This window comes from Myxosarcina sp. GI1 (assembly GCF_000756305.1).
GTDB lineage: Bacteria > Cyanobacteriota > Cyanobacteriia > Cyanobacteriales > Xenococcaceae > Myxosarcina.
Genome location: NZ_JRFE01000016.1, coordinates 101,104 through 113,101, shown reverse-complemented (window position 1 = coordinate 113,101; position 11,998 = coordinate 101,104). Strand labels below are relative to the sequence as shown.

Below are 11,998 nucleotides of genomic sequence, written 5' to 3'. Positions count from 1 at the left end.
AGAGGGGCATCGCTTCGCGCTTCGAGGCATCACTTCGCTAGATGCGGAGGTGCAGAAGGATTTCTTAACTAAAGATTTCTCCCTGCTCCTGCCCCCGCTCCCCTGCCTGGAATACTTCCCTACTTACAGGCAAATGTTGCTATTAATACCGAACCCCAAGATGAAATAGATTATTGTCAAAAAGATAATCTGCATCGGGTTAGGAGGCTGGCAGCGCAACAATCATGCGAATCGAGCAACTACAAACTTTTTTAGCCATAACGCAAACGGGAAATTTCGGACAGGCTGCCAAACAGTGTGGTTTAACTCAATCGACCATTAGCCGTCAGATACAATCTTTAGAACAAGATTTGGGATTGTCGTTATTTCACCGTACCGCTCAGGCTAAGTTAACTATTGGTGGAGAAAAGTTGCTGCCTCATGCCCAAAGAATTTGTCAGGAATGGGAAAAAGCGATCGCAGAATGTAAAGATTTAATAGCAGGCAAGCAACCAGAACTGTGCGTAGCGGCAATTCATTCGGTTTGTGCCTATTATTTGCCGCCAATTTTACGCCAATTTTGCCGAGATTATCCCGAAATTCAGTTGCGCGTAACTGCATTGGGTAGCGATCGCGCTTTAAAAGTGCTGCGCGATGGTTTGATCGATGTGGCAATCGTAATGAATAATCGCTTTCTTACCGCTTCGGCAGAAATAGAAATTGAGGTGCTGTACGAAGAAGAAATTGAAGTATTGATGTCTGCCAATCATCCACTAGCCGAATGCGAACGCGTGTCCCTTCAAGATTTGGCGGACTATCCTCAAGCAGTTTTTAAAGATGGTTATGGTATGCAAAGATTGGTTAGAGACTGGTTTTCCAGTCAAAATTTACCCCTCAAACCAATTATGGAGTTAAATACTTTAGATGCTTTTCGCGGTGTCGTTAGGCAGGGAGAAATAGTAGCCTTGTTACCCCACAAAGCTTTAATCGACTCTAATAAAGATCCGACTCTGGCAGTAAGAAAGATTGCCAAGCCCAAGTTAATCGACTCCTCGACTATAGTTAGAAACCTCTGGCAAAATACTCTAACTCGCCAAGTAGTGATGGTAACTACCAGCGATCGCCTCGATATACCTCCCATAGCTCATTTTTACCATTTAGTAAAAAAGATTGCTAAATCTTCTAGTACCCAAACTTTAATAGATAATTTTCAAACAGTATGATTAGATAAGTTATGAGTGATGAGTTTCGAGAATTATTAAAGAAAGTTGGGAGTGGAGTACATACGGGAAAAAATTTAACTCGCAGCGAAGCCGAAGCCGCCACGATAATGATGTTGCAGCAAACAGCAACACCCGCTCAAATCGGTGCATTTGCCATCGCTCATCGCATCAAACGTCCTACTCCTGAAGAATTGGCAGGAATGCTTGATGCTTACGATCGCCTGGGGAAAAAATTAACCTGCAATTCCCAACCAGCAATAGTATTGGGCAATCCTTACGACGGGCGATCGCGTACCGTTCCCGTAACTCCGATTACCGCTCTAATTTTAGCTACCGCAGGGTTTTCAGTTATTATGCACGGCGGCGAACGGATGCCTACCAAATACGGCATTCCTACAATCGAGATTTGGCAAAAGTTAGGTGTAGACTTTGCCAGTTTTTCTTTAGTTCAGTCTGAAGCATTTTTAAGCAAAACCAAAATTGGCTTTGTTTATTTACCCCAATACTTCCCTCTGGCACATCAACTCGTACCCTATCGAGAACAAATTGGCAAACGCCCTCCCTTAGCTACTTTAGAATTAATTTGGTGTCCTGTCGTCGGACAAACAAGTATAGTGGCAGGATTCGTACATCCTCCTACAGAAGAACGCTTTCAAAAGACATTTATTCTCAGAAAAATTGAAGACTACACTACAGTTAAAGGCTTAGAAGGTAGTTGCGATCTCGCTCGCAGTCGTACCGCGATAATTGGCATCAAAAAGCCCCACGCCGACTTTGAACGACTGTTGCTGCATCCGTCAGATTATGATTTAGGAGGCAAAGATCTAACGCTAGAATCAGAACCACTGGCAATTGAGGAAATTCGGGCAGTAATTGAAGGAAAAAAAAGCGAGTTGATGTCTACCGCAATTTTAAATGGTGGTTTTTATCTCTGGCGTTTGGGAATTTGTCAGACTATCGCAGCAGGTTGCGATTGCGCAGAAAAGATGCTGATAAAAGGAGAAATTGCTGATAAATTATCTCAGTTACGAAGTTTTCGTGAGGAGATAAGAACAGAACAAGGCAAGTAGCAATACTCAAAGTAAAAATAATTTAATATACATAACACTTCTAAACCACCAACGATATTTTGAAATAATCGGAATTTCTGAAGTTGTCCTTGCTATCAATTGATTGCCAGATAAAAAAATCAGACACCAGATAAAAATTAAAAAATTAAATGATGTCTGTATTTATCTTATTAATATTTCTTCTTTTCTTTTAGCTATCTGCTAGCTCATCAGGAGCAGTTCTTTTAGCATTATCCTTATACATTCCACCCATGTCTTTTACAGCTTCTACTGACTCTTTGCCAATTTCTTTTAGTCTTTCTAAAGGAGCATCTTCTGTGCGACTAGCTTGCTGTTCCCACTCTCTCTTATTCGTGGGACGTTCGGGGTTGCTGCTTTCAAGAACGTCGCTATCGACATTTTTGGTAGTTCCTTGAGCCGCGTAACTAGGACTACTAGTCAATAGTATCAATCCTACTAAACCAGCAGCTAAAAGGCTGGTAACTCCGATCTTTTTAACCAAAGAACCGAGTTGAGCGATTGCTTGAGAAAGTAATTCAATCATAATTAGTTTTTTTGAAGTTAAATTTTTGTCTTAGAGTTTTACTAGTTAGTGGCTTATTTAGATGAAATTGCAATTGTTACCAGAGCAAAATTCAACTATTAATAGCTATAAGGTTCAAACACTAAACTAGAATAACTAGAAAAACCCTATTAATCCGTCTAACAAAAGTTAGAAGCTGTTAGAGAGACGGAGTGTATGAATGCAGTGGCTATTGCCGCAAGCGTCGCTATAACAGCCTCTTGGCTTCTTCCAGGTTCGATAATTTACTGCGTTCAATTAGGTAGACCACACCGAATTAAGTTTAATAATCGGCTTTTAGCTTATAGCTGCACGACGCAAAGCGTCGAAGCGTTGCCGAACAGCCGTTGAAGACGGCACGTCCTTTTTCAAAGAGCAGTAGTAGAGCAGAGTGCTCGGTCTATATAGCTAAAGAATGATGTTTTATATGTTGCAAACCCATATACTTCATAAAAATTAAAATTTATTTGCTATTTGTAGGTAATTATGGGTAAATTAATAAATTTTGAATTATTCGCTCCTTATAACAAAGAAGCAGCATTAATCGGTTCTTTTTCTGACTGGGAACCCATCGAGATGAAAAAAGGCGACGATGGCTATTTTCGTACAGAAGTAGAACTAGAAGATGGAGAATATCACTATAAATACAAAGTTCGCTCTAAAAGCTGGTTTTTAGAACCAGATGAATGGGTAGATGTTGTCGATCCCTATGCTAAAAACATCGACGAAGAAACTCAAAATGGTACTGTGCTAATCAAAGACGGAGCTAAAATAGTCGATACTTACGTTTGGCAACACGACGATGTATCCTTACCGAGCGATCGCGAATTAGTTATTTACGAACTGCACATTGGCGACTTTTCTGGAGGAGAGGGAGACAACCAAACCAAAGGTAAGTATCAGCACGTTATTGAAAAGCTAGATTACTTAGTCGATTTAGGCATTAATGCGATCGAACTGATGCCCGTCAAAGAAAATCCAGGAACCTACACTTGGGGCTATAGTCCCCAACACTTTTTTGCTGCCGAGTCTAATTATGGCTCTAGTTACGAACTAAAGCATCTTATTGATGAATGTCATGGTAAAGGCATTCGCGTACTGATGGACGGTATTTACAATCACACCAATACCGATTGCCCTCTAACTCAAATCGACCACGACTATTGGTTTCATCACGAACCAACCGATCTCGACAATAGCTGGGGACCTGAATTTAATTACGAACACTACGACGAAAACCTAGATCTCAAACCAGCTTGGAAATTCGTCGGTGCTACAGTTGACTATTGGGTTGGAGAATATCATCTAGATGGCATTCGCTACGATGCGGCGCGACAAATTGGTAACTATGATTTTATGCATTGGATAGTTGATAAAGCTAAAAATACGGCTGGKCCCAAACCTTTTTACAACGTTGCCGAACACATCCCTGAAACTTCCGACATCACTAATGTTGATGGACCGATGGATGGCTGTTGGCACTTTAGTTTTTACTATACTCTCAAAGAACATCTCTGCGGTGAAAAATTCGAGCTAGAAGAACTTAAAGATGTTCTAGATGGCAAGCGTCAAGGATATCTCGGTGCGACCAACATAGTTAATTATCTTTCAAATCATGACCACGAACGTCTAATAATCGAGTTGGGTAATCGTGAAATTTTGGACGATGCTGCTTTCCAACGAGCTAGGTTGGGTTATGCCTTGCTATTTACTGCGGTTGGGATACCGATGATTTGGATGGGCGAAGAATTTGGCGATGACAATCCTTTAAGCCAGGAATCGCTCAAACTAGATTGGCAATTACTTAGTAACGATCGCAATAAAAATCTTCACGAATATTGTCGGGGTTTAATCCATCTGCGTAAAGAAAATCACGCTCTTTATACCGAAAACATCGATTTTTTCCACGAAGATGTAGAATCAAAGGTTTTTGCCTACACCCGCTGGAATGACGAAGGCTCGCGCATCGTAGTAGTGGTTAACTTTTCCGATAAATTCCTGGCTGGCTATACAGTACCCAACTTCCCCGAAAACGGTACCTGGCACGAATGGACTGGCAATTATGACATCGAAGCAGGGGACAATCAGATTCAAATCGATATCGGAGAATACGAAGCCAAAGTTTTTGTTTGGTGATTTGTAACCCCATAACATGTAGGGTGGGCAAATAATAATTGGAGCCAGGTATCATTTCAAGGATAACTCTTTGCCCACCAAATTCTGCATCGGAGACTTAAGATGTTTCCCGATTTTTTGCCTCAACAAGTTAATTTATTAAAAAATAGCGATTCAGTTTTTATAGCAAAAAAGATCGAGCGTTATCCCGTATCAACTTCTCTATCTAGTCAGGCGATCGCTACAGCTTATGTCAAGTTGGGAACTGCCTTTCCTACTATCCTCTTACTACACGGATTTGATAGTTCTTTGTTAGAGTTTCGTCACCTAATTCCCTTACTAGTAACAAAATATCAAACCTGGGCAGTAGATCTCCTTGGCTTTGGTTTTACCGCTCGTCTGCCAAACCTTTCTTATAATCCCGATACTATAAGAGAACATTTTTACTCTTTTTGGCGAAGCTTAATTAATCGCCCCGTCATCCTAATTGGAGCATCGATGGGTGGAGCCACTGCTATTGACTTTACTCAAGCTCATCCAGAGGCAGTACAAAAATTAATCCTGATTAATTCAGTTGGCTATAGCGGTAGTTTTCCTATCGGTAGGTTGTTATTCGAGCCAATAGCTGGACTGGCGGTAGAATATTGGCGACAGCGACGCATTCAAAGCTTGTGCTGGGGCAAAAACCTGGGATTACTGGACTCTAGAACCGAAGATGCTATTTGCTGCGCTGCCTTGCCATCGTTTATGCCTGAATGGCAACGAGCGATTAGTGATTTTACCCGTAGCGGTGGTTACGATCGACTCAGTCAGCGTATACCTTTTATCGACAAACCTACATTACTTCTCTGGGGCGAACAAGATGATGTAGTAGGAACTGAAGTTGCTTACAAGTTTGAAAAGACAATCGTAGGTTCTAAGTTAGTTTGGCTACCAAAAGTCGGTCACGTACCCCAGTGGGAGCATCCTGAGTTATTAGCAACCCATATTCTTGAGTGGCTCGATGGTTGAGGTATTTATCTAAATAATTGATGTTACTAAAAGCCAGCAACCGCCAAGTTTAGGTTCGGAAAACTACACTACCTAAGTAGGACGAATAACTTGCACTATATAGATGTATCCACGATGCGAAAGCTGAGGCGAGGCAAGTCAGCCCGTTAGAACTCAAAACTCAAAGCATTGTAATTGTATCTCATTCTCAAAAGAATTTTTTAGTCTTGTTGTTAAATAAATTTGGAGTATTGCTTAAAATATGGCAAAAGTTGTTGGTATTGACCTAGGAACTACAAACTCTTGTGTGGCAGTGATGGAAGGTGGTAAGCCAACTGTTATCGCTAATGCAGAAGGTTTTAGAACCACTCCCTCAGTTGTAGCTTACGCTAAAAATGGTGATTTACTAGTCGGTCAAATTGCCAAACGTCAGGCAGTAATGAACCCTGGTAATACTTTTTATTCTGTCAAACGCTTTATCGGACGTAAATCTGATGAAGTAACGAATGAAACTAAAGAAGTAGCATATAAAGTACTACGCGATAATAACGGTAACGTTAAGTTAGATGCACCCGCTCAAACTAAGCAGTTTGCCCCAGAAGAGATTTCGGCACAAGTCCTACGCAAACTAATCGAAGATGCAAGTAAATATTTAGGCGAAAAGGTAACTCAAGCAGTAATTACAGTTCCTGCCTATTTTAATGACTCTCAACGTCAGGCAACTAAAGATGCTGGTAAAATTGCTGGTGTTGAAGTATTGCGGATCATCAACGAACCTACCGCAGCATCTTTGGCTTACGGTTTAGACAAAAAAAGTAATGAAACTATCTTAGTATTTGACTTGGGTGGTGGTACTTTTGACGTGTCGATTTTAGAAGTAGGAGACGGCGTATTTGAAGTTCTAGCTACTTCTGGAGACACTCACTTAGGTGGTGATGACTTCGATAAAAAAATTGTCGATTATTTAGCCGAAGATTTTCAAAGAAACGAAGGTATAGACCTGCGTAAAGACAATCAGGCTTTACAGCGTCTGACAGAAGCAGCAGAAAAAGCCAAAATCGAATTGTCTAGTACCACTCAAACTGATATTAACCTTCCCTTTATTACAGCTACTCAAGAAGGACCCAAGCACCTCGATATGTCTCTTACCAGAGCTAAATTTGAGGAACTTTGTTCTGATTTGATCGATCGCTGTCGCGTTCCTGTAGAACAGGCTCTTAAAGATGCCAAAATCGGCAAAGATGCGATCGACGAAGTAGTAATGGTAGGTGGTTCGACTCGTATTCCTGCCGTCATTGAAGTAGTCAAACGAGTCTTAGACAAATCTCCCAACCAAACCGTTAACCCCGATGAGGTGGTAGCAATTGGGGCTGCTATTCAGGCTGGCGTACTAGCAGGTGAAGTCAAAGACATTCTGCTACTAGACGTTACCCCTCTTTCTCTCGGTGTCGAAACTTTGGGTGGCGTAATGACCAAAATCATTCCTCGTAACACCACAATTCCTACCAAAAAATCAGAGACTTTCTCTACCGCAGTTGACGGACAGACTAACGTAGAAATCCACGTACTGCAAGGGGAAAGAGAGTTTGGTAAAGATAACAAAAGTCTCGGTACTTTCCGCCTGGACGGAATTCCTCCCGCACCTCGTGGCGTACCTCAAATTGAAGTTACCTTTGATATTGACGCTAACGGTATACTCAACGTTACCGCTAAAGACAAAGGAACTGGTAAGGAACAGTCTATTAGTATTACTGGTGCATCTACTCTTCCCGATGATGAAGTAGACCGCATGGTACAAGAAGCAGAAAGCAATGCTTCTGCTGACAAAGAGCGTCGTGAAAAAATCGATCGCAAGAATCAAGCCGACTCTTTGGTCTATCAAGCCGAAAAACAGCTTAATGAACTCGGCGACAAAGTTCCTGCCGACGACAAATCTAAAGCTGAAGGTTTGATTAAAGACCTCAAAGATGCGGTAGCTGCTGAAGATGACGAAAAAATTAAGACTGTAATGCCAGAACTACAGCAGATTCTCTACACTATCGGTAGCAACATCTATCAGCAAGCTGGTGGTGCAGATGCAGCCGCAGGTGCCGGCGCGCCTGGTGCCGATGCGCCTAATGGTGCCGATGCTGGTGCTGAAACTTCCAGCGACAGTGGTGATGATGTAATCGATGCTGAGTTTTCTGAAACTAAGTAGAGTTACAAAGAAAAATCTGGCTAAGAACAATTTTTAATTAGTTTGTAGGGTTATTGAATCAATAACCCTATATTTTTTATCTATTCTTAATACAAGATTATGTATAGCATCTTTTTTGGATTTCATATTATTAGTCGATCGCGATAGTAATAATACGAAAATCTCTCTCTATACCTTTGAGTTTTATGATTTCTATCTGTTGAATTTGAAGATCCTTGAGACAGTCAGCTAAAGTCTGGGAAATAGCAATAGTATTAGGAGTAGCAATTTGCTCTAGGCGAGCGGCGATATTGACCACTCTACCGATAGCTGTATAATCTTTTCTTTGTTTGCCGCCAAACATTCCAACTATGGCTTTACCCTGGTGTATGCCACAGCGCATTTGTAAAATAGGCATTTTCTCTGCACCTATTTTACTAGTCTGCCATTTTTGATTTAGCTGTTTGAGATAAAAGTACATGGTTTTAGCCGTAGCGATCGCCTTTTGGGCTTGTTCCAAACGAGATAAATGTTCGGGTGCGCCAAATATCGCCATCAATCCGTCTCCCGTATATTTATCTACCGTTCCTTCATGGTCGAAAACAGCTTGATTCATTGCTTCGAGATATTCATTCAGTAGTTGGGCTAATAATCGCGTACCTAACTGACTGGACAAATTGGTAAACCCGACAAGATCGCAAAACAAAACTGTAATACGATGGGGTTCGGGATGCAAATCTAAAGCCAGCTCTCCTTTAGCGGCTTTGTTAGCGATTGCCTCTGGTAAAAATCGCTTTAAGATGGACTCTGTTAGATAATTGTTTAGATTTTTAACTTTTTGTTCTTTAATTCGCAGTTTTTCTGCTTGTTGTCTGGTGGTTTCGTAGAGTTTTGCCTGCTGTACGGCGATCGCCGCTTGCGAGGCTACGGCTTCGGCTAGTTCGATCTCCGAGTTACTCCAAGTCCGAGTGGTAGACTGACGTAAAGTAATACTGCCGATAATTTCACCCTCTACAATTAAAGGCACGATAAGTAAAGCTCTTGCTTTGGCATGCCAGGGAAGTTCGTAGCGAGCAAGATTTTTCTGTCTTTCTAAGTCTTCTGAGAGTACGGGCTTTTTAGTAGATAATAGGGCTTGTAGAATTGGGTTTTCTGAAATCGGCACTAATGACTTGGTAGCCTGCTGTTTTGCTATATCGTTTGGTTGCGTTTCTTCTGCTTCATGAGGATTATACAGACCGACGCATTCTACAAAATGGTCGTGTTTCGTCCACAGAGATAGGGTACAGCCATCGACGTTTAACGCCTGTCCTAACTCTTTGGCGATCGCCGCAAACATAATTTGCGGTTCCAAACTATAGCGAATGGTAGCAGTAATGCGATTGATTGTCGTTTCTCTTTGTGCAAGGGTTTTGACTCGTTCGTAAGCCAATACTTGAGAGATTGCCAAGGCTGCTTGTGAAGCTACGGCTTTAGCCAATTCGATCTCTGAACTACTCCAACTACGAGAATCTGACTGACGTAATGTAATACTGCCAATTATTTCCCCTTCTACAATCAAAGGCACAACCAGTAAAGCTCTCGCTTTGGCATGCCAGGGAAGTTCGTGGCGAGCGATATTTTGCTGTTGTTCGAGATCTTCCGATAGAACTGGCTGTTTGGTTTGCAGTAATTTTTGTAAAATTGGATTTTCCGCAATGGGAACTACAGATTTATCGGCTTGCTGATAACTGCCGCAATCGTTTTCTGTTTCATGAGGATTGTATAGACCAACACAGCGAACGAAGCGATCGTGTTTCGTCCACAGAGATAGGGTGCAGCCATCGACATTTAAAGCTTGTCCCAACTCTTTGACAATTGCCGCAAACATAACGTGTGGTTCTAAACTAGAGCGTATAGTAGCGGTAATCCGATTAATAGTAGTTTCGCGCCGTGCCAGTGCCGAAGCGCGATCGCAATTTAGAACTTGAGAAACAAGCGAAGATGCTTGTGCTGCCATTATTCTGGCTAGTTCTATTTCTTCGTCCTGCCAAAATTGCGGTTGACAGCGATGTAGTGTTAGAGAAGCAACTAAATTTTGTTCGTTGAATAAAGGTATAGCTATACTGTGGAAAATTTGGGCTGCCAGACAAGCTCGCTCTACCGAATGGGGTCGTTTGGTAGCTTTAGCCCGATAACTGGAAATAATTAGATCCTTAGTAGTTTGAAACTCTACTGTCGGTCTTACCGTCTGCTTGAGTAAAGCTTTTTGTCGCTTGTCGATCCTAGAGGCGAATTGCTGATAAATAAAATATTTTTCAGTTGGTAATGTCCAGTTATTTAAATGTAGAATAGCAATCTCGATCTTCAATACCCGTCCCACTGTATCGACAATATTTTGTCCGATAGTTTGCCAAGAAAAATTGTTTGGCGATCGATCGCGATCGCTTGAGATCGTTAGAATCATAAAAATTTAGTGTTTTACACAGCTATACCAGCTAGAAAACTAAAATGAGCTAGCTCAATCTATTGGTAGGTATCGGTAGCAGCAGTCGAGGGCATAATATTAATATGCCCAAACCAGATATAAAAGAACCACTGTTTCTCAATTGCCATAATTCAGGGAAAGTTGCCAGCGTAGTTTTAAGTTATACTTTTGAAATCAACTAATAATGCAGATACCAATTTTCAATTAGTTATCCGTTCGGCACAACTCGCCGATACGCGAGAAATCGGTGGAATCTTAGCGAGTAGTTTTTACGAACTGCCTCAGTTTGTAGACTGGATTTATCCCCTGCTACGCTTTACTATTGGCGAAGATTTGCGCTATCGTATGCGTTTGGCTGCTCCTTATTATTGCTGTTTGGTAGCTCTAGCTCATAGCGGTGATAGTCAATCGATCGTGGGTACGGTAGAAATTTCACTGCGTTCGACCTCTTTTTGGACAGATAGCGATCGCTTTCCTTATATTTCTAATTTAGCGGTGAAAAAAAACTATCGCCGTCAGGGAGTAGCCAGCAAGCTACTGGCTAGATGCGAACAAATTGCCAGAAACTGGGGGTATCGAGAAATTTTTTTGCACGTTATTGAAAGTAACTATTCTGCCAAGCAGCTTTACTGTCAGAATGAATACCAAATCCTGCAAATCAAACCTATTTGGGGTCAACTGTTACCTTATAACCCTTCTCGCTTGTTGCTCAAAAAAACTATACAATCTCGTTGAAAATTGCAAATTGTCTGTCCGTTTTTTAATAAGGATGTTAATTTTGAGGCGATTTAAATAAACTTTATAATTGATGACAACGGTATTTCCAGAGTGAACGAACCCAATTATTCCAATCGTGGCTTTCAAACTGACGAGATTTTAGCTCAACTAAAAGCAGGCGAATTATCGATTGTCAATCCTCGCCGCAAAAACGGTTTGATCGTATGCAAAAAATATCATGCCGAATTTGTAGGTCCTGGAGCTATTGTTGGCGGACATTTCGATGTTGATGCCGTCGATGTAGTTCCCGTAGGCAATATTTCCTTAATCTATCCTCAAGATTCTCAGGCTAAAAAGCAAGCTTACAAAATGCGGCGACAGTGGATTAGGTTAACCAAACAAATTACCGATAATCCTGTAGCCACAGAAAGAGCGCAGGTAATTCTCAATCAATTCGAGCATTGGTTCGATGCGGAGACAGTTGCCAAACTACCCGATGAAGTTTTTGCTTTATTGGTAGGCGTTTTACCTCAAACTATTCGTAAGGTACGCAATAGCGAGCTACTTTAACCGCTTCGCGGTAAGCCTCAAATCAGGAAGTCTCAAGTTTCAAGTCTCAAATCTTAAGTTTTTTTCTACTAGAAAGATCGGGAGTATCTTTACTGGTTGCTAGTTTATCAGACATACTTCAGACTTTAG

Annotated in this window: 9 protein-coding genes; 7 read left to right on the top strand and 2 right to left on the bottom strand. The window is 41.4% G+C overall.

The genetic code is table 11. From position 1 onward, the window contains the following. The first annotated feature begins 224 nt into the window (after positions 1–224). Both KV40_RS12115 and KV40_RS12110 read left to right on the top strand, forming a co-directional pair. Complete coding sequence (locus tag KV40_RS12115; RefSeq protein WP_036481546.1) at positions 225–1,202, top strand: LysR family transcriptional regulator; 978 nt, start codon at positions 225–227, stop codon at positions 1,200–1,202. An 11-nt stretch (positions 1,203–1,213) separates the two neighbouring features. Further along, positions 1,214–2,272, top strand: a complete 1,059-nt coding sequence (locus KV40_RS12110) for an anthranilate phosphoribosyltransferase family protein (protein WP_036481543.1) — start codon at positions 1,214–1,216, stop codon at positions 2,270–2,272. 190 nt (positions 2,273–2,462) lie between these two features. Here KV40_RS12110 and KV40_RS12105 read toward each other — a convergent pair whose 3' ends face one another. Further along, a complete protein-coding gene (locus KV40_RS12105; RefSeq protein WP_052055584.1) occupies positions 2,463–2,816 on the bottom strand; it encodes a hypothetical protein in 354 nt (117 codons plus the stop codon). A gap of 504 nt (positions 2,817–3,320) precedes the next feature. Between KV40_RS12105 and KV40_RS12100 the strand changes: the two genes are divergently transcribed. From KV40_RS12100 to dnaK, 3 genes are all read left to right on the top strand, one after another. Beyond that, positions 3,321–4,970: an alpha-amylase family glycosyl hydrolase gene (locus tag KV40_RS12100; RefSeq protein WP_036481541.1), complete on the top strand. Its 1,650-nt coding sequence runs from the start codon at positions 3,321–3,323 to the stop codon at positions 4,968–4,970. 102 nt (positions 4,971–5,072) lie between these two features. After that, positions 5,073–5,960, top strand: a complete 888-nt coding sequence (locus KV40_RS12095) for an alpha/beta fold hydrolase (RefSeq protein ID WP_036481539.1) — start codon at positions 5,073–5,075, stop codon at positions 5,958–5,960. A gap of 241 nt (positions 5,961–6,201) precedes the next feature. Continuing rightward, positions 6,202–8,136: a molecular chaperone DnaK gene (gene dnaK, locus KV40_RS12090; protein ID WP_036481538.1), complete on the top strand. Its 1,935-nt coding sequence runs from the start codon at positions 6,202–6,204 to the stop codon at positions 8,134–8,136. 130 nt (positions 8,137–8,266) lie between these two features. On the opposite strand, the gene KV40_RS12085 is transcribed toward dnaK, so the two are convergent. After that, positions 8,267–10,561 carry a GAF domain-containing protein gene (locus KV40_RS12085; RefSeq protein ID WP_081942837.1) on the bottom strand — a complete coding sequence of 765 codons (2,295 nt, stop codon included), beginning with the start codon at positions 10,559–10,561 and terminating at the stop codon, positions 8,267–8,269. 189 nt (positions 10,562–10,750) lie between these two features. Between KV40_RS12085 and KV40_RS12080 the strand changes: the two genes are divergently transcribed. Together KV40_RS12080 and KV40_RS12075 are read left to right on the top strand one after the other, a co-directional pair. Then, positions 10,751–11,317, top strand: coding sequence for a GNAT family N-acetyltransferase (locus tag KV40_RS12080; protein WP_052055583.1), 567 nt, complete (start codon positions 10,751–10,753; stop codon positions 11,315–11,317). Between the two features lie 93 nt (positions 11,318–11,410). Next, the gene (locus KV40_RS12075; protein WP_036481533.1) at positions 11,411–11,869 is read left to right on the top strand and encodes a hypothetical protein; all 459 of its coding nucleotides are present in this window, start codon (positions 11,411–11,413) and stop codon (positions 11,867–11,869) included. The last annotated feature ends 129 nt before the right edge of the window (positions 11,870–11,998 follow it).